Annotated in this window: 21 protein-coding genes; 17 read left to right on the top strand and 4 right to left on the bottom strand. The window is 58.3% G+C overall.

The window, feature by feature from the left end:
* From OCV64_RS14535 to OCV64_RS14510, 6 genes are all read left to right on the top strand, one after another.
* Positions 1-390, top strand: a complete 390-nt coding sequence (locus tag OCV64_RS14535) for a SpoIIIAC/SpoIIIAD family protein (protein WP_147571983.1) — start codon at positions 1-3, stop codon at positions 388-390.
* A complete protein-coding gene (locus tag OCV64_RS14530) occupies positions 387-1448 on the top strand; it encodes a stage III sporulation protein AE (RefSeq protein ID WP_186853246.1) in 1062 nt (353 codons plus the stop codon). The genes OCV64_RS14535 and OCV64_RS14530 overlap by 4 nt, the downstream gene beginning before the upstream one ends.
* Positions 1445-1942, top strand: coding sequence for a stage III sporulation protein AF (locus OCV64_RS14525; RefSeq protein WP_186853247.1), 498 nt, complete (start codon positions 1445-1447; stop codon positions 1940-1942). Before OCV64_RS14530 ends, OCV64_RS14525 begins: the two co-directional genes overlap by 4 nt.
* Positions 1939-2451, top strand: coding sequence for a stage III sporulation protein AG (locus OCV64_RS14520; protein ID WP_147571980.1), 513 nt, complete (start codon positions 1939-1941; stop codon positions 2449-2451). The genes OCV64_RS14525 and OCV64_RS14520 overlap by 4 nt, the downstream gene beginning before the upstream one ends.
* A gap of 22 nt (positions 2452-2473) precedes the next feature.
* Positions 2474-3079, top strand: coding sequence for a SpoIIIAH-like family protein (locus OCV64_RS14515; protein ID WP_147571979.1), 606 nt, complete (start codon positions 2474-2476; stop codon positions 3077-3079).
* 135 nt (positions 3080-3214) lie between these two features.
* The gene (locus tag OCV64_RS14510) at positions 3215-3589 is read left to right on the top strand and encodes an Asp23/Gls24 family envelope stress response protein (protein ID WP_147571978.1); all 375 of its coding nucleotides are present in this window, start codon (positions 3215-3217) and stop codon (positions 3587-3589) included.
* Positions 3590-3707: 118 nt separating this feature from the next.
* On the opposite strand, the gene tsf is transcribed toward OCV64_RS14510, so the two are convergent.
* From tsf to OCV64_RS14490, 4 genes are all read right to left on the bottom strand, one after another.
* Positions 3708-4628, bottom strand: coding sequence for a translation elongation factor Ts (gene tsf, locus OCV64_RS14505; protein WP_147571977.1), 921 nt, complete (start codon positions 4626-4628; stop codon positions 3708-3710).
* Between the two features lie 116 nt (positions 4629-4744).
* Entirely contained in the window at positions 4745-5473 is a 729-nt protein-coding gene (rpsB, locus tag OCV64_RS14500; protein ID WP_186853248.1) for a 30S ribosomal protein S2, read from the bottom strand.
* Between the two features lie 178 nt (positions 5474-5651).
* Positions 5652-7358 (bottom strand): FAD-dependent oxidoreductase, encoded by a 1707-nt coding sequence (locus tag OCV64_RS14495; protein ID WP_262670411.1) that lies wholly within the window; start codon positions 7356-7358, stop codon positions 5652-5654.
* Between the two features lie 15 nt (positions 7359-7373).
* Entirely contained in the window at positions 7374-7682 is a 309-nt protein-coding gene (locus tag OCV64_RS14490) for a rhodanese-like domain-containing protein (protein ID WP_262670410.1), read from the bottom strand.
* 159 nt (positions 7683-7841) lie between these two features.
* Between OCV64_RS14490 and OCV64_RS14485 the strand changes: the two genes are divergently transcribed.
* The 11 genes from OCV64_RS14485 to gltA all read left to right on the top strand — a co-directional run.
* Positions 7842-8381, top strand: a complete 540-nt coding sequence (locus OCV64_RS14485; protein ID WP_147571973.1) for a hypothetical protein — start codon at positions 7842-7844, stop codon at positions 8379-8381.
* A gap of 56 nt (positions 8382-8437) precedes the next feature.
* A complete protein-coding gene (locus tag OCV64_RS14480) occupies positions 8438-8623 on the top strand; it encodes a spore coat protein (RefSeq protein WP_147571972.1) in 186 nt (61 codons plus the stop codon).
* A gap of 13 nt (positions 8624-8636) precedes the next feature.
* Positions 8637-8894: a spore coat protein gene (locus OCV64_RS14475; protein WP_147571971.1), complete on the top strand. Its 258-nt coding sequence runs from the start codon at positions 8637-8639 to the stop codon at positions 8892-8894.
* 506 nt (positions 8895-9400) lie between these two features.
* Positions 9401-9532: a hypothetical protein gene (locus OCV64_RS14470; protein ID WP_262670409.1), complete on the top strand. Its 132-nt coding sequence runs from the start codon at positions 9401-9403 to the stop codon at positions 9530-9532.
* A gap of 310 nt (positions 9533-9842) precedes the next feature.
* Entirely contained in the window at positions 9843-11816 is a 1974-nt protein-coding gene (locus tag OCV64_RS14465) for a pyruvate carboxylase subunit B (RefSeq protein ID WP_262670408.1), read from the top strand.
* A gap of 163 nt (positions 11817-11979) precedes the next feature.
* Positions 11980-12837, top strand: coding sequence for a glucose-1-phosphate thymidylyltransferase RfbA (rfbA, locus tag OCV64_RS14460; RefSeq protein WP_147571969.1), 858 nt, complete (start codon positions 11980-11982; stop codon positions 12835-12837).
* A gap of 39 nt (positions 12838-12876) precedes the next feature.
* Entirely contained in the window at positions 12877-13629 is a 753-nt protein-coding gene (locus OCV64_RS14455) for a 4Fe-4S binding protein (protein ID WP_262670407.1), read from the top strand.
* 6 nt (positions 13630-13635) lie between these two features.
* Positions 13636-14637: an asparaginase gene (locus OCV64_RS14450; RefSeq protein ID WP_262670406.1), complete on the top strand. Its 1002-nt coding sequence runs from the start codon at positions 13636-13638 to the stop codon at positions 14635-14637.
* Positions 14638-14784: 147 nt separating this feature from the next.
* Positions 14785-16788, top strand: a complete 2004-nt coding sequence (locus tag OCV64_RS14445; RefSeq protein ID WP_262670405.1) for a bifunctional metallophosphatase/5'-nucleotidase — start codon at positions 14785-14787, stop codon at positions 16786-16788.
* A gap of 82 nt (positions 16789-16870) precedes the next feature.
* Positions 16871-17719, top strand: a complete 849-nt coding sequence (locus OCV64_RS14440; RefSeq protein ID WP_147571965.1) for a sulfide/dihydroorotate dehydrogenase-like FAD/NAD-binding protein — start codon at positions 16871-16873, stop codon at positions 17717-17719.
* On the top strand, positions 17712-18959 hold a 1248-nt coding region (gltA, locus tag OCV64_RS14435), incomplete at its 3' end, for an NADPH-dependent glutamate synthase (RefSeq protein ID WP_262670404.1). The genes OCV64_RS14440 and gltA, both read left to right, overlap by 8 nt.

Here is an 18959-nt window from a genome sequence, read left to right as displayed (position 1 = left end):
ATGGACCTGATGGTCAAGGTGGCGGCGGGGGCCATCACGGCTGCGGTGCTGGGAGTAGTCCTGCGGAAAAACACCCCTGAGCTGGCTCTGCTGCTGGCCCTGGCGGCCGGGCTGTGGATGGTCGCCCTGGTTGCGGACGGCTTGGGGGCAGTTGTGGCCCTGATGGAGGAGCTCACCAGTCTGGCCGGCCTGTCGGAGGAGCTGCTGGAGCCAGTGGTCAAGACAGTGGCCCTGTCTATCCTGACACGTCTGACCGCGGAGGTATGCAAGTCAGCCGGTGAGGGAGGGGTGGCTGCCTTTGTGGAGACGGCTGGAACAGTCCTGGCCCTGGTGGTGGCCCTGCCGCTCGTCCGAGCGGTGGTACTGATGATGACGGAGATGCTAAAATGAAAAAGTTTTGTATCCTGCTGCTGGCCCTCCTATTGAGTGCTCCGCTTTGTTTCGCCCAGGAGGCGGAGGTGCCGGGAATGGACGAGCTGTGGGACCAGGTGGAGAGCTACGGCGTGGAGGCGGATGGGGGATTGGACCAGGGCTTGTCCAATCTTTTTTCCGACGCTCTGGACCAAATCGGCTCCTTGCTCCGGACCAGCATTGCCACAGGGCTGAAGCTGCTGGCGGTGGTCCTGCTGTGCGCCATGGCAGAGGGGGCCGCCCAGGGCAAGAGTGAGGGACTCCAGGCGGTGGAGATCGCCGGGGCGCTAGCTATCACCGCACTTACCATGACAGATATGGCAGTCATGATCGGGATGGGGCGTGACACCATCGGCCGGATGGGAACCTTTTCTGAAACCCTGCTCCCGGTGATGGCTGTACTCACCGCCGCCACCGGAGGGGTGACGGGAGGAGCAGTCAGACAGGGAGCCACAGTCCTGTTTTCCCAGCTTCTCATCACCGCCATGGACCGGCTCCTGATCCCTATGGTATATGCCTACGTGGCGGCTAGCTGTGCCCATGCGGCGGTGGGTAATCCCGGACTGAAAAAACTGGCGGGGCTGCTGAAGGGGGCCGCTTCTTTCCTGTTGACGGCCTTCCTCCTGGCCTTTGTGGGCTATCTGACCGCCAGCGGAGCTATCGCCGGAACGGTAGACGCCTCGGCGGTCAAAGCGGCCAAGCTGGCTATCTCCAGAGCTATTCCAGTGGTGGGGGGAATTCTGGCCGACGCCTCGGAAACTGTGCTGGCCGGGGCGGGTGTGCTGAAAGGGACGGTTGGGGTGGTTGGGATGTTGGTGGTGCTGGCCATCTGTCTGACTCCTTTCCTGCGGCTGGCCCTGCAATACCTGATCTATAAGGCCACGGCGGCCCTGTGCGCCACTGTGGCACAGCCCAGGCTGAGTCAGTTGATCGACGCCATCGGCGGCGCGTTCGGCCTAGTGCTGGGGATGACCGGCGCGGCGGCTCTGGTGCTGCTGGTCAGCTTGGTGTCTGCTATTATGGCGGTGATCCCATGATGGCCGGGGTCGGGAGCTGGCTGCTGTCTATCACGGGGGCCTCTGTCCTCTGCGCCCTGGCTGACGGCCTAATGCCCGCCGGACCAGTGAGGCGGGTGGGACGGCTGGTCTGCGGCCTGATGTTGCTGGCGGTCATCCTCGCCCCTCTGGCCCAACTGGATCTGGAAGGGGGGCAGCGTTGGCTGGAGGAATATCACCTGGGCCTGGAGGATAGAACACAGGAATTGGAGCGGCAGGTGGATGAGCAGATGAAAACGATCATAGAGCAGGAATATGCCGCATATATTGTGGACAAGGCGGCAGAACTTGGACTGACCTGCACCGCCCGGGTATCCTGCCGGGCAGGGGAGGAGGGGCTGTTCCTACCGGAGCGGGCGGAAGTATCCGGCTTTCTGACAGAAGGGGAGCGGGAGCGGCTGTCCCTGGTGATCCAGGAGGACCTGGGCATCCCGGAGGAGGAGCAGGCTTATGTTGAGGAGGGGGAACTGCCGTGAAGCTGGATTGGCCGAAATTGGCTCTGAGGTGGAAGGAGGCGCTGGGAAAATATAAATATGTGCTGCTGGTTATCGGGCTTGGGGTGGTGCTGATGGCCCTGCCCACGACAGGCCAGAGAGACAAAGGCCAGGAGGGGGCCCAGGCTCCTGCTGAGGGCTTTGATCTGGAGGCCTTCGAGGAGAAGATGGAGCGGGCTCTTTCCCAAGTGGAGGGGGCTGGAGAGGTCCGGGTGGTACTGACGCTGGACAGCGACGGCCGCCAGATATTGGCCCAGGACCAGGAGCGGGACCGGGAAGGGGGAGGTTCCTCTACCACAGTTACCGTGGGGCGGGGCTCCGGACAGCAGGAAGTAGTCCCTCTCCAAACACTGGCTCCGGAGTTTCGGGGGGCGCTGGTGGTCTGTCCCGGCGGGGGAGATCCCCGAATCCAGCTGAGGCTGCTGGAGGCAGTGTCCGCTTTGACGGGACTGGGCACGGACCGGATATCCATTTGTCAGGGAAATACTTAATTTATATCAGGGAGGAATCGACATGAGAACGGGTAAGAAGGGGACCGGCTGGTCCCAGCTGTGGAAGCGCAATGCGGTGGTGGCGGCCATTGCCCTATTCGTGTGCGCGGCGGTCTATTTGAACTGGAACTATGAGCAGGAGGCCCAGGCGGGCAAGACGCTGGGCCAGTCCACCATGGTAGGCGGAGAGACAGAGGATCCTCTGCTGTCCAATGGAAGCGGGACCGCCGATGTGGGCGGGACGGCCAGTGATACAGGGACAGCGTCAGCCTCCAGCGACTACTTTGCCACAGCCCGGCTCAACCGGCAGCAGGCCAGGGACAGCGCCCTGTCCCTTCTTCAGGACGCCGCCGCCCGTGAGGATGCCGATGAAACGGTAAAAGAGCAGGTCAACGAGACTATTCAGACCATGGCCGATTACACGGTGACGGAAGCTCAAATTGAAAATCTGGTGGTGGCAAAGGGCTATACAGACTGTGTAGCCTTTATTGGAGAGAACTCTCTGTCGCTGGCTGTTTCCGCGCCGGAGGGCGGATTGGTGGAGGCAGATACCGCCAAGATCGTGGACGTGGTCAACCAGGCAGCCGGTTTTACCGCCGATCAGATCAAGATTATCGAGGTGGAGTGACAAGGCGCGGGAAAGTTTTCAGACCGCAGTTGTCAAACGGAGAGAACTGTGTTACAATAAGCACGAAGTAAGGAGGACGCTTGGGGGCGTCCGGCTTCTCTGATGAAAACTGCGATCTAAGGAGCGTGGCAAACCATGAGTGAGAATAAAGAGTACGTTTCCCGCTCGGATGAGCTGGGCAATATCCATATCTCCGAGGAGGTGCTGGCTGCCATCACCGCCGCTGCCGCTCTGGATGTGGAGGGGGTCAGCGGTCTGGCCGCCAATCTGGGCAGTGATATCGCCGAGCTACTGGGCAAAAAGAACCTGGCTAAGGGCGTGCATGTCAGGATGGAGGACGATAAAGTGGAAGTGGAGCTGTCCGTCCTGATGGGCTATGGACACACCATCCCTGAGATTGGAAGGGCCATCCAGGATGGTGTCAAGAGTGCCATTGAATCGATGACCGGCTTAGAGGTTTCAGTGGTCAATGTGTCGGTGGCTGGGATCACATTCCCGCCGAAAGCTTGAATCAAACTGTGAAGCCTCTGGCAATGCCAGAGGCTTTTCCGTATTTATGGCAAACCGGGAAAAGAAGGGGCCCGTGGTAAATACCACGGGCCCCTATCATTTAAAGGTCACAGACTCCTTACTTGACCATGGATGCGACCTCGGCAGCGAAGTCATCCTCGGCCTTTTCGATACCCTCGCCAGTAGCGAAGCGGGTGAAAGCCTTGACAGTGATCTTGCCGCCCAGCTGCTTGGCGATCTCGGCTACATGCTTCTCCACAGAGATCTTGTTCTCCTTGACAAAGGCCTGCTGCAGCAGGCAGTTTTCCTCGTAGTACTTGCCCAGCTTGCCCATCACAATGCCTTCCTTCACCTTGTCGGGCTTGGCGGCCATCTTGGGATCGTTGGCCATCAGAGCCAGCTGGATCTCCTTCTCCTTGTCCAGCACCTCCTGGGAAACGTCGGACTTGTCCAGGTAAGAGGGGTTCATAGCGCAAATCTGCATGGCGATGTCCTTGCCCAACTCAGTGACCTGCTGGGGCTCGATGCCCTCAACGGCCAGATTGACCAGCACACCGACCTTTCCGCCCATGTGGATATAGGGGACGTTGACGCCTTCAGCATAGCGGACGAAGCGGCGGATTTGGATGTTCTCGCCAATGGCCAGCACCTTGTCGGCGGTGACATCGGCCACGGTACGCTCAGTGCCGGGATAGCGGCAGGCCTTCAGAGCCTCCACATCGGCGGGGGCCTCCTCGGCCACCACCACGGCCAGGGCCATAACGAAATCCTTAAAGACGTCGTTCTTGGCCACAAAGTCGGTCTGGGAGTTGACCTCGATGATGACGCCTACACCCTTTTCCGTAACAACAGCGTAGGAAACACCCTCGGCGGCCACCTTGCCGGCCTTCTTGGTCTGGGCGGCGAGGCCCTTCTCACGCAGCCACTCGATGGCCTTGTCAAAATCGCCCTCAGACTCAGTCAGGGCCTTCTTGCAGTCCATCATGCCCACGCCGGTCATCTCGCGCAGCTTCTGTACGTCCTTTGCGGAAATAGCCATAATAAATTACCTCCATTTTATCTCAAGCCGGCCCACCGGCCCGGCTGTATGTCAAAATAAGAACAGCGCCCGCCCGCGCGGGCGGGCGCTGTGTGATGCGAATGGAATGTGTTTGCTTACTCAGCAGCGGTGGCCTCGGCCTCAGCGGCGGGAGCCTGGTCCTGGCCCTGCTTGCCCTCCTGGATGGCGTTGGCCATGACAGAGGAGATCAGCTTGATGGCGCGGATCGCGTCGTCATTGCCGGGGATGACATAGTCAATCTCGTCGGGGTCGCAGTTTGTGTCCACGATGGCGACGATGGGGATGTTCAGCTTGCGGGCCTCGTTGATGGCGTTGCGCTCCTTGCGGGGATCGACCACGAAGAGGGCGCCGGGCAGCTTCTTCATTTCGGTGACGCCGCCCAGGTACTTCTCCAGCTTGGCAATCTCGCCCAGGTGCTTCATAACTTCCTTCTTGGGCAGCATATCGAAGGTGCCGTCCTCCTGCATCTTCTTCAGCTGGTTCAGACGCTCCACGCGGCCGCGCATAGTCTTAAAATTGGTCAGCATACCGCCCAGCCAGCGGGCGTTTACCCAATACATGCCCACACGGCCGGCCTCTTCCTTGATGGCCTCCTGGGCTTGCTTCTTGGTGCCCACGAACAGCAGAGTCTCACCCTTTTCGCCCAGAGAACGGACGAAATTGTAGGCCTCCTCCAGCTTCTTCACAGTCTTCTGCAGGTCGATGATATAGATACCGTTGCGCTCGGTATAGATGTAGGTGGCCATCTTGGGATTCCACCGGCGGGTCTGGTGGCCGAAGTGAACGCCGGCCTCCAGCAGCTGCTTCATAGATACGACTGCCATAGTTTGTTTCCTCCTGTTTTTCAGTTCAATTCTTCTGGGGGCATCATATCCTCCGCCAACCCAACTTCTGGCTGGGCACCGGGCGAAAGATCCGCACTCCCACGCATAATGCCTTGGTAGTATACCATGGTTTTCATGGTTATGCAACAAAAAAATGAAAAAATCTGTAAAAATCAGATTATTCTTCGATTTCTGCTCCGCACGGGTGGGTAGGGGCCGCCTCGTGGGTCCGATCTGTCGTCACATAGGACCAGAACCGCCAGCCGCCAGAGAGGTGGGAGCACTGGAAACCGCGCTGGCCAAGCATACGGCAGGCCAAGTAGCTGCGCAGTCCGCTGTAACAGTTGACGTATACGGGTTTAGAGGGATCCAATTCTCCCATCCGATCCCGCAGCTCATCTACGGGAATGTTGACAGCGTCCGGACGGATGAGGCCCTGGACGGCCACTTCTTGGGGAGTGCGCACATCCAGCAGAGTGACAGAGCCATCCTTTGGAATGGACTCCACGTCCGACCAGTGGAATTGGGAAATGGCTCCATTCCGGAGGTTCTCAATGACATATCCAGCCATATTGACCGGATCTTTGGCAGAGGAATAGGGCGGGGCATAGGCGAGATCGAGCTCAGTTAGCTCGGCGGCGGTCATCCTGGCCCGGATGGCGGTGGCTAGCACATCGATCCTCTTATCCACACCGCCGAAGCCTACGATTTGGGCCCCCAGGACCCGACCGCTGGATGGGTCAAACAGGGTTTTGATGGTCATGTTTTCAGCGCCGGGGTAATAGGTAGCGTGGGAGGCGGAGTAGGTGACCGCCTTATCATAGGGGATGCCAGCGGCCTGGGCGGCCTTTTCGTTCAGACCGGTGGAGGCGGCCGTCATGTGGAACAGCTTGATGATAGAGGAGCCCTGTGCCCCGGCATAGCGGCTCTTCCGGCCACAGATATGGTCGGCGGCGATGCGGCCCTGCCTGTTGGCCGGACCGGCCAGGGCGATCAGGGCCTTGCTGCCGGATACAAAGTGAGTCAGTTCCACAGCGTCACCTACGGCATAGATATCTGGGTCAGAGGTGACCATGTGCTCATTGACCACGATGGCGCCCTTGGCTCCAAGGGTCAGACCAGCCTCTCGTGCCAGGTCGGATTCTGGAGTGACACCGATGGCCAGCAGCACCAGGTCAGAGGGGATAGGGGCGCTGTCCTTTACTAGGGTGTAGAACTGCCCATCCATCTCCTGGAAGCCCTGCACTCCGGCGTTCAGTCTCAGGTCCAGCCCCTGACCGCGGAGGTAGGAGTGGACCTCCTGGGCCATGTCCCAGTCAAGAGGTGGCAGAACCTGGCCGCTCCGCTGGAGTAGAGTAGTGGCAACCCCAGCGTGGAGTAGATTCTCAGCCCCCTCTAGCCCGATGAAACCACCCCCGACCACCACAGCGGAACGGGGACGGTGCGACTCGATGTAAGACCGGATGCGCAGGGTGTCCTCCACTGTGCGCAGAGTGAATACTCGGCAGTCGTCTACGCCCGGCAGATCGGGCTTGACCGCCCGCGCGCCGGGAGAGAGGATAAGCTTGTCATAGCCTTCCACATATTGTGTGCCGCTGGCCAAATCCAGGACTGTGATGGTATGGCTCTCCTGGTGGATGGCCAGAGCCTGGTGGCCCACCCGTACATCGATGTTGAACCGGGCGCGAAAGCTCTCCGGCGTTTGAAGGGTAAGGGCGTCCTGGGCTCGGATGACCCCTCCTACATAATAAGGGAGGCCACAGTTGGCATAGGATACATAGCCTGTGCGCTCCAGGATCACGATTTCCGCGGTCTCGTCCAGCCTGCGGAGCCGGGCGGCGGCGGTGGCCCCGCCGGCCACACCGCCGATGATTACAACTTTCATAATAAAACTCCTCTCTTATTCCAAGGGGCCGCGGTAACCCGCAAGCCCGCCGAGATTAGATGCCTGGCAGCCCATGGCCCGGAGCGTGGAGCAGGCCTGGGCGCTTCTGGCCCCACTGTGGCAGTAGACAAAGACAGGCCGGCCTTTTGGAAGGGGGACGGCCCCTAACTGGTCTAAGGGCAGATTAATGGCCCCAGGCAGATGGCCGGAACGAAACTCCTCCGGAGTGCGGATGTCCACCAGAAGGGGGTCAGACAACTGGTCTAACTGGGTCAGTTGTTTGGCAAGCCGCCTGCCCGGCAGAAAAAAATCAAAGGGTCCCATGGAAACGCCTCCCTAGAACTTATTGAATATAATTTATCCCGGTGTGGGAAAAAATTCTGTGACAAGGTCACCGTATGGACAAAAATCACTGAAAAACAGGAGAAAGGGAAGAAAATCTTTCCCCTTCCGCATAGACTAAAGGGAGAGGGGGCATCGCAAGTGGAGCAGAGAATGGAAATGGTCGGCGGTGGGACGCTGCTCCTGCGTCAGGAGGGGCCTAGAGTACGGCTGGAGGCGGAGCGCCCATCTGATGGAAGGGGACTATATAAGGTATGGCTCCACGGCGACCGGGGTGGAAAGCTGCTGCTGGGAACCCTGGTTCCTGAGGGAGACCGCCTGCGATTGAGCCGTACCTTGAGCGTTGGAGAACTGGAGCGGGCAGGCTGTTGGCCCGACTTCCGGGTCGAAGCGCCGCTGGCCTTTACCTTTTCTGAGGAGAGGGGAGGGCGGTGGTACTGTGAACAGCATCCGGACCGGCTGGTGTCCGACCCGGTGCTCCGAGGGCAGCTTCGCTCCCCTATGCCATGCCGAAGGGGGCGGGAAGGATTCTGGCTGGCCGCGCCCTTCCGTACAAATGCGCCGGTGCCGATGAACGCCCTGTTTTGTCTGGCCCGCCTGGAGCGGCTGGAGGGCGGGCCTCACCTGGTCTGGGAATTTGATGGGGAGGGAAGACCAAAGAGGCCGCATAATCGGGAATGAACAGGGCAGACTAACTTCCAGTACGGGGATCTCCCCAAGAAAAAGGAGGAACATCTATGCCCAATCTGACCACAAAAGAGCTGGCGGGCCTGTCCGACCAGCTGGACTTCGAGCGGGTGCTGTACAGCAAGTACCAGACCGCCGTCCAGGAAACAACCGACCAGGAGCTGAAGACCTGCTTCCAGAACCTGGCTGGCCAGCACCAGCAGAATTACACCTGCCTGCTGAAGTATCTGCACTAAGGAGGACGAGAGCATGAACGACCAGGAACGCATTACAGATTTTCTGAATAGTGAGAAGAAAATGTCCCTGAACTACGGTATTTTTGCCTCTGAGTGCGTGAGCGTCCCCTTGCGGGATGAGTTCCTCAAGCTGATTAACCAGAGCCACCAGACCCAGACCCAGCTGTTCACCACAGCCCAGAGCAAGGGCTGGTACAGCCCCGAACAGGCGCCCCAGGATAAGATTAGCCAAGCTTACACCAAGTATTCAAACCAACAGCCCACCGTATAAGGAAGCGGAGGGAGGGACTAGGCACGGTCCCTCCCTCTTGCAGATTGACCAGAAAAATCCTGCAAAAAAGGATTGACAAACGGGCTGCCTAGGTTTACAATAATATTACCAGCGGAAGATGCTGCCGCGGGGAGAGCCTGGTGGTTCTGGCAAAAACGAAGAAATTGGATTTTATTTTGGTGCGGTATAAAGTCAATTCTATACGTTAGCCATCCCGCGGAAACGGCCGAAGCTTTGGAAATATTCAAAGTTGGTTGTCAGTCTGCGGGCATTTTCATGCTGGCGGCGATACGAATGAGAGAGGAGGCGTGCGGAATGAATCAGCGAAATCATTATGTAACTCAGGGCGGCTCCTATAGCTGCAAGCGATGGCGACATTCTGTGCGCGGATATTGGACCTGACAGTCCGTGCATCCACAACATATTGGAATGTTGGCTCCATCGTTTGCGGCGCAGGCGGTGGTATTTTTATACCTAATTTTAGAAACAAGGAAGGAGGTGTCCGCATGACGATGCCTAAGCGTGAAGTGAACAATATCTGGTCCCGTGTCCGTGCCGACGTGGACGTGGATGACTTAATCTTTGAGTATGACAGATATCACTCCTATGAGGATGGTGATTCGTGCAGTGATCGGTGACCGGGGAGTGCATCCCCATGCCGCGGGGAACAAGCGGCAGAAGGCCGCAGCAGGTTTGAAAAGACCATGCTGCGGCTTTTTCTGCTCTTTGTTAAAAAGTAAGAGGAAGCGATACATCTGGAAAGAGCGCCCCCGGATAGAGGGAGAGGGAGTGAAAAACGCAGAATAATTCTTGATTGAGGTCTTGCTTTATGGGAAAAATTATACTAAAATAGCGGTAAGCGTTTTTTAGATGGCGGCTGAAATTGTGCCGCGCGATGATTTTTTGATTTTGTACCGCGCAAAAAAAGCAATACGGAGGTCGATCAACATGAGAAAAGTAAATATTACGGAGACCGTACTGCGTGACGCCAACCAGTCCCTGATCGCCACTCGGCTGCCTTACAGCAAGTTCGAGCCCATCCTGGAGACTATGGACAAGGCTGGCTTCTACTCCGCTGAGGTCTGGGGCGGCGCTACCTTTGACGTCTGCCTGCGCTACCTGCAGGAGGACCCCTGGGAGCGGCTGCGTAAGATCCGTGCCAAGATGCCCAACACCAAGCTGCAGATGCTGCTGCGTGGTCAGAATATCCTGGGCTATAAGCATTACCCGGACGACGTAGTTCGTAAGTTTGTGGAGTACTCAGTCAAAAACGGTATCGACATCATCCGTATTTTCGACGCCCTGAACGACGTGCGTAATCTGGAGGTCGCCATCGACGAGGCCGTCAAGCAGGGGGCCCATGCCTCCGGTACCATCTCTTACACCACCAGCCCGGTCCACACCCAGGACACTTTTGTGGGCATGGTGAAGGATCTGAAGAATATGGGTGCTTCCTCCATCTGTATCAAGGATATGTCCGGTATTATGGGACCCCAGGAGGCTTATAATCTGGTGTCTGCCATCAAGGACGCCGAACCGGATATGCCTGTTGTCATCCATACCCACTGTACCACCGGCTTGGCCTTCATGACCTATATGAAGTGTGTTGAGGCGGGCGCCGATGTGTTGGACTGCGCAATCTCCCCCATGTCCGGCGGTACCTCCCAGCCTGCTACCGAGACCATGGCCTATGCTCTGCGGGAAATGGGCTTCCAGGTGGATCTGGACGACAAGGTGCTGATCAAGATGGCTGACTTTTTTAAAAATGTCCGGGCTGACTTCCTGAAGGACGGCACTCTGGACCCCATCTCGATGGCTACCGATACCCAGTGTCTGAACTATCAGATCCCCGGCGGTATGCTGTCTAACCTCATCTCTCAGCTGAAGATGATGAACGCCATTGACAAGCTGGACGAGGCTTTGGCCGAGACGCCCAAGGTCCGTAAGGATCTGGGTTATCCTCCCCTGGTTACCCCTACCAGCCAGATGGTAGGCTCCCAGGCTGTGCAGAATGTTCTGGCCGGCGAGCGCTATAAGGTGGTAGGCAAGGAGATCAAGGCATATTGCCGCGGTGAGTACGGCCGTACGCCCGCCCCCATTGATCCTGAGATTCAGAAGAAGATCCTGGGCGACACCCCGCTGGTGGAAGGGCGCTATGCTGACACCCTGGAGCCCGTCTTTGAGAAGACCAAGGCGGAGCTGGGCGCCACCGCCAAGAGTGATGAGGATGTGTTGTCCTACATCGCCTTCCCTCAGGTGGCCATGGCCTTCTTCAAGGACCGGGAGGCTGGCTTCCCCAAGAAGGAGGAGCCCAAGAAGGCGGCCGCTCCCGCTGCCGCCAAGGCCCCCGAACTGCCCCCCCTGCCTGCCTGGCAGGGTCATGTGTACTACACCGGCGTGTCCGCTCCCGCGGGCCATGGCTATACCGCCCGCCCCATCGAACCCTTCGCCGCTTCCTATCAGCCCCCCCACCTGGTAATGGGCGCTCAGGGCGGCGACTGCACCGGAACCTTTACCATCACCATCGACGGCAAGCCCTTCCAGGTGGCCGTTGAGCGAGCTGACGGGGCTGCTCCCGCCGCGCCTGTGGCGGCTGCCCCTGTGATTGCTGCTCCCGTGGCCGCCCCTGTGGCTGCTCCTGCCGCCGCTCCCGCCCCCGTCCCCACGCCTGCTCCCGCTGCGGCTCCTGCCGCCACTGTGGCCGCCGGTGAGACGGCAGTCAAGAGCCCCATGCCTGGCAACATTTTTAAGGTGGAGTGCTCTGTGGGCCAGTCTGTGAAGGCAGGCGATGTCCTGGTGGTTCTGGAGGCCATGAAGATGGAAATTGAGGTTTCCGCACCTGCGGATGGCACGGTCAAGGCTGTTTCTGCTGCGGTAGGAACCGCCGTCAATACGGATGACCTGCTGGTCGTCCTTGGCTGACCGGTTAAAAGAATAGGAACTGGGTGAGAAGCAAGGCTTCTCACCCAGTTTTTGCTTGCTGGCAGTTAACGGATTTCTGGCTTGAAAAAGGCGCTGTTTTCGTGGTAAAATAAGAAAAGCTGTATGGACATTTTGTCCTGCGGACAGGCAAGGAGGCACAGAAATGAAAGGTATCGTTCTAGCGGCGGGGAAGGGGACCCGCCTTTATCCCATGACTAAGCCGGTGTGCAAGCCCCTGCTGCCGGTCTATGACAAGCCTCTGATCTATTATCCAATCGCCATTTTGATGCAGGCAGGCATCTCTGACATTTTGGTTATTGTGCCTCCCGGAGAGATTGAGACCTTTGAGGCCCTGCTGGGAGATGGCAGTCAGTATGGAACCCGTATCTCCTTTGCGGAACAGCCGGTGGCCCGGGGTATCGCCGACGCGCTGCTGATTGGCCAGAGTTTTGTGGGGAACGACCGCGTCTGCCTAGTGCTGGGGGACAACATCTTCTATGCCCCCACATTGGCGGCCACTTTGAAGCGGGCGGCTGCCAACGACCGGGGTGCCACTGTCTTCGGCTATTGGGTAGAAGATCCCCGCCCGTTTGGTGTAGTGGAGTTTGACAAGGACGGCAGGGCGATTTCCATTGAGGAAAAACCTCGCTATCCTAAGAGCAACTACATTGTACCGGGGCTCTATTTCTACGACCACCAGGTTATGGAGATCGCTCGCCACCTGAAGCCGTCCGCTAGGGGAGAGTTGGAGATTACCGATGTGAATCTGGAATATCTCCACCGGGGGGAACTTCAGGTCATCCCTTTGGAAAAGAACTTTACCTGGCTGGACGCCGGTACCGCCGACAGCCTTTTGGAGGCGGGACAGACCATCCGCAATATCCAGGATACCACTGGGCGCTATGTAGGCTGTCTGGAGGAACTGGGCCTTTACGAGGGCTGGATCACAGAGGAGCAGGTCCATACTATTGGCAGCGAGCTCTCCATGACTCTGTATGGGAAATATTTACAGTGCCTGTAAGGAAAAAGCGGACTGTTTTTGGGGAGGATAGAGGATATCATGAAGGTAAAAGGCGCGTATTTCAGCCCGTCCGGAGGGACCCGGCGGGCTGTGGAGCTGATTTGCGGCCTGTTTGGCCCCGCAGAGCTGCTGGACCTGGGCGGCCGGGAACGGAGCGCCGCCCACTATGGACCGGACGAGCTGCTGGTGCTCGGCCTGCCGGTGTATGCCGGGCAGATGCCTGCTATCCCCGGACTGCTGGATGGACTTAGGGGAGAAAACACTCCCTGTGTCATAGTAGCCGCCTACGGGAACCGACACTATGACGATACGCTGGCCCAGATGAAGCGGTGGATGGGGGCACAGGGGTTCCGATGTGTAGGCGGGGCGGCTGTCGTCACGCCCCACATCTTTGCCCCTACCCTTGGAGCGGGCCGGCCTGATGAAGAAGATATGGCTGTTTTGACGGAGTTTGCCAGGGGAGTTAGGGAGAAGCTGGATCAACTGAGCTGGGCAGAGGCTGACGTTCCAGGAGATCCAGAGCCCGTACCCAGGCCCGCCGTTCCAGTGAAGAAGGACCGGGATTGGGATATCTGTCTGGGCTGCGGTTTTTGCGCCCAGGTCTGCCCAACAGGGGCCATGGACCAGCAGACACTGCTGTGGGATATGTCCAAATGTATCAGTTGTATGGCCTGCGCGGCCCGGTGTCCCGTGGGGGCGCTTGGGTATAACAGTTCGGCCCTGGCCAGCCGACTGACGGAGAAATTTTCTCAGCGGCGTCCGGTGGAGATATTTCTGGATGGGGAGGGCTGAGAGCCGATGAAGCATATCCTCATGCTGGCCACCGGCGGCACCATCGCGTCCAAGGAGAGCGGGCGGGGGTTGAGTCCTGCCATTACCTCAGAGGAGATATTGAGCTATGTCCCCAGTCTGGGCAGCCTGTGCCGGGTGGAGGCTGTCCAACTCATGAACCTGGACAGCACGAATGTTGGTCCTGCCCATTGGCTGGAGATGGCCAGCGCCATCCGGGAGCGATACGACCGGTATGACGGTTTTGTGATCACACATGGCACCGATACCATGGCCTACACTGCCGCCGCGCTATCCTATCTGATCCAGGCTTCCCCCAAGCCTATCGTTATCACAGGCTCCCAAAAATCCATTTGTCTGCACGACACTGATGCCCGGATGAACCTGTATAACAGTTTCCTCTATGCGGCGGATGATGATTCCCACGATGTCAGTCTGGTCTTTGATGGAAAAGTCATCCTAGGCACTCGGGCCCGGAAGGAGCGGACCAAGAGCTATAACGCCTTTTCCAGCGTGGATTATCCGGAGATTGGCGTTATCCGAGATGGCAAGCTGATCCGCTACCTGGCGCCAAAACAGTATATGGATGGGGCGAAGCCCACCTTCTATGACAAGCTGGAGGAGCGGGTATTGCTGCTTACCTTGATTCCCGGCATGGGAGCGGAGGGGCTGCGGCGGCTGAGGGACAGCTACCAGGCGGTCATCCTCCAGTCCTTTGGGGTGGGCGGACTGCCGGGCGGGGAGAGCGGCCCACTGGCCCAGGCTATTGGAGAGTGGCTCGACGCTGGGAGGACCATCGTGATGATGACCCAGGTGCCCTATGAGGGCAGCGATATGGCGGTCTATCAGGTGGGCCAGCAGGTCAAGGAGAAGTTCCAACTGCTGGAGGCATATAACATGACGTTAGAGGGGGCCACCGCCAAGCTTATGTGGGTGCTGGGCCAAACCCAGAGTCCGGAGGGGGTCAGAGCCCTGTTTTACCGGCCGGTGTGCCATGACCTGATTTGTTAAATAAATATCAAATTTTGACGGAAATCTTGCGCATTTTTCGTTAAAAATTGCAAAAAATGTGATTATTCGACAAGAAAATAGCAAGATATGAGAATCCAAAAATCAGCTAGATATGGCAAAATATCTGTATCAGTTGGAGGTGCCGGCTTGGGCTTTTTCCGCCGTTTCTCGACTTTGGTGCTGATCCTGCTGCTCATCCTTCCGCTGGCGCCGGTCCAGGCGGGGGCGGAGGATGCGTCCCAGGTCAATACTACCACAGTTCTGTTTACCCACGATCTCCACTCCCATTTTCTGCCCCAGGCGGATGGAACGGGAGGGGAATCGGGGGGCTATGCCCGGCTGAAGACTGCCCTGGACCGGGAGCGGGAGAACTATCCTAATGCTCTGGTACTGGACGGAGGGGATTTCTCCATCGGGTCCCTGATCCAGACGATGTACACCACTCAGGGAGCGGAATTACGGACCATGGGTGCCCTGGGTTATGATGCCGCTACCGCCGGCAACCACGAGTTTGACCACGAGGGGACGGGCTTTGCTCAGATGCTTAACGCGGTGGTCCTCAGTGGGGGACCCTCGCCGGCGCTGCTCATGTCAAATTACAAGCCGTCTCCTGAAAATCCGGATCAGCTCAATATCCAGCGCGCCATGGCGGCATACGGAGTTCAGGATTATATGCTGCTGGAGCGGGGTGGCGTGACCTATGGCATTTTCGGATTGATGGGAGAAAATTCCGCCGCATGTGCCCCCGCCTCTGGCTTTGTTCTGGGCGATGTGGAGGAAAATGCCCGGCGGTGCGTGGATGCCCTGAAGAGCCAGGGGGCGGAGTTCATTATTTGCCTGTCCCACAGTGGGACCAACGAAAAAAAGAAGCTGTCTGAGGATGAGCGGCTGGCCGAAGAGGTGGAGGGTATTGACCTTATCATCTCTGGCCATACCCATACCACTTTGAAAGAGCCGCTGGTGGTTGGGGACACCTATATCGTATCCTCCGGTCCTTATTGTGAGAATTTGGGCTCCATCACTCTGAATTGGTCAGCGGAAGGAAAGGAGCTGGCCGATTACCGGCTGATCCCCATCGACGAGACGATGCCAGAGGACGGGGAGATATCGGCTCTAGTGGAGGAGTGGAAGGGGCTGGTGGAGGGCGGCTATCTGTCCCGGTATGGTTTGTCTTATGACCAGGTGCTTACCACTCTAGACTTTGACCTCACGGCCCCAGAGCCCGGCATACAAACTGGAAACGCCTTAGGTGAGTTGGTAGCGGATTCCTTCCTGTGGGCGGTGGAGAATTTAGAGGCCGACGTACCGGATGGGCCTGTAGTGACTGTTACGGCCGACGGAGTCCTCCGTGCCCCACTGTACGCCGGAGAGGTCACCACCTCTATGGCTTTTGATGTGCTGTCCATGGGCGTGGGAGCGGACGGGACCTCAGGTTATCCCCTGGTGTCCTGTTATCTTACCGGGAAAGAGCTGAAAGCGGTCGCGGAGGTGGACGCTTCCGTCACCCCCATCATGCCGGTTGCCCAGCTCTATATGGCTGGAATGGAATATTCCTTCAACACCCACCGGATGTTCTTCAACCGGGTGACTGAGGCGCGCATATACCAGGATAAAAGCCGGACTGAGAAAGCACCGGTCCTGGGAGGCGGGACTTCAGCGGAAGACGTGGGCTTCTCCGTGACACGGCAGGAGCGTGAACACACAGAGATAGACGACGACCAACTCTACCGGGTAGTCACCGGGATGTACTCGGCCCAGATGCTGGGTACCATCCAGGAACGATCTTTTGGGTTGCTATCGATTGAGCCCAAGGACGAGAACGGCCAGCCTGTCACCGACTTCACCCAGCGTATCATTTACGACCAGTATGGGAATGAGGTAAAGGAGTGGTACGCTCTGGCGGCCTATCTACAGTCCTTCGCAGAGGATGGATTGCCTGAACGCTATTCAGGCCCGGATGGGCGGAAGGATGTCAGCCAAAGCTGGAATCCGGTCGAGCTGCTGAAACGTCCTAACTGGATCACACTGGTGGCGCTGCTGGTGCTGATCCTGGTCGCTGCCCTGGTGGTCGTTTTGGTCCGCTGGGCAGCGCGGCGCCAGAGAAACCGACGCTATGGTGGGCGTGGGCACCGTTGGAGAAGAATGATGTGATCCCCGCGGCAGGGGCCGCGTAAAATAAGGAGTTTGGGCGCCGGGGGGATCCCGGTAAACAATTCAACAAGGAGGATCCGCAGTGAAGAAGTATGAGATCGCAAAGAAAAAGACGCTGACACCAGAGATCGGCCAGATCTCGGTGTACGCGCCGCTGGTAGCCGCAAAAGCAAAGGCTGGTCAGTTCATTATCCTGCGCGTGGATGAGGAGGGGGAGCGTATTCCTCTGACCATCTCCAGTGCGGTGGATGGGCTCATCACCGTTATTTACCAGAAGATCGGCGGCACGACTTTGGCTTTGGACGAGCTGAACGAGGGCGACTGCCTCCACGACTTTGTGGGCCCTCTGGGACAGCCTACTGAGGTAGAGGACCTGGGCCGTGTAGCCGTTCTGGGCGGCGGACTGGGCTGTGCCATCGCACTGCCTGTGGCCCGAGCGCTCCATGAGGCCGGGAACCAGGTGGACCTGATCGGCGGCTTTAAGACTAAGGATATCGTCATTCTAGAGGAGGAGATGAGCCAGGCCTGTACTGACCTGCACATCTGCACCGACGACGGCACCTACGGCTACCACGGTTTCGTCACCGGAAAGCTGGAGGAGCTCATCAACAGCGGGGTCAAATTTGACCATGTATTCGCCATTGGCCCCCTGATGATGATGAAATTTGCCTGCAAGCTGACAGAAAAGTACGGCATCCCTACTACCGTCAGCATGAACCCCATCATGATCGATGGTACCGGGATGTGCGGCGGCTGCCGGCTCACTGTGGGCGGCGAAGTGAAATTCGCCTGTGTGGATGGCCCCGACTTTGATGGCCATAAGGTTGATTTTGATGAGGTTATCGCCCGCAACGCCACTTATAAGGAACATGAGGCCAAGGCGAAGGAGAAGCATCTCTGCCGCCTGGGAGGAGGTGCCATGAATGGCTAATATGCAGATGAACAAGACTCCGATGCCGGAGCAGGAACCCAATGTCCGCAACGCCAATTTCCAGGAGGTGGCTCTGGGCTACACCATGGAGCAGGCTCAGAACGAGGCACAGCGGTGCCTGAACTGTAAGAATAAGCCCTGTGTCAGTGGCTGCCCGGTGGGCATTCCCATTCCTGACTTTATCGCTAAGGTGGCCGAGGGAGACCTGGCAGCCGCCTATCAGCTTCTGTCCGACGCCAATGCCCTGCCTGCCATCTCCGGCCGGGTGTGCCCTCAGGAGACCCAGTGCGAAGGCAAGTGTATCCGCGGCATCAAGGGTGAGCCCGTGTCTATCGGCCGCATCGAGCGGTTTGTGGCCGACTGGGCTGCCGCCAATGGCATCGCCAATGTGGCCACCGCACCCAAGAATGGACACAAGGTGGCGGTCATTGGTTCCGGCCCTGCCGGCCTGACCTGTGCTGGTGAGCTGGCCCGCATGGGCTATGACGTGTCCGTGTTCGAGGCCTTCCACACCCCTGGAGGTGTTCTCAGCTACGGCATCCCCGAGTTCCGTCTGCCCAAGGCCATCGTGAAGCGTGAGGTGGAGAACCTCCAGAAGATGGGGGTAGACATCGAGCTAAATATGGTGATTGGCAAGGTATTGACCATTACGGAACTGTTCGACATGGGCTATGAGGCTGTTTTTATCGGCTCCGGCGCCGGATTGCCTATGTTTATGAAGATTCCTGGAGAGTCCCTGGTGGGTGTGTACTCCGCCAATGAGTACCTGACCCGTATCAACCTGATGAAGGCATATAAGCCCGATGCCGAGACACCCATCCTCCACAGCAAGAAGGTGGCTGTGGTGGGCGGCGGCAACGTGGCCATGGACGCCGCCCGGTGCGCCAAGCGCCTGGGAGCCGATGTCCATATCGTATACCGCCGCTCTGAGGCGGAGCTCCCAGCCCGTGCCGAAGAGGTCCACCACGCTAAGGAGGAGGGCATCGTATTTGACCTGCTCACCAACCCTGTGTCCATTGAGGGAGATGAGAAGGGCCATGTCCAGTCCATCACTTGTGTCAAGATGGAGCTGGGCGAGCCTGACGCCTCCGGCCGCCGCCGCCCTGTGGTCATCGAGGGCAGCGAGTTCAAGATGGAAGTGGACGCGGTCATTATGGCCCTGGGTACCCAGGCCAACCAGATGAGCTATGGGGATACTCCCGGTCTGGAAAAAACCAGAAAGGGCTGTGTGGCGGCGGAC

Source organism: Muriventricola aceti, assembly GCF_025567565.1.
Lineage (GTDB): Bacteria > Bacillota > Clostridia > Oscillospirales > Oscillospiraceae > Lawsonibacter > Lawsonibacter aceti.
Note: the sequence above shows the minus strand (reverse complement) of the source record. Positions and strands in the feature narration are given on the sequence as shown.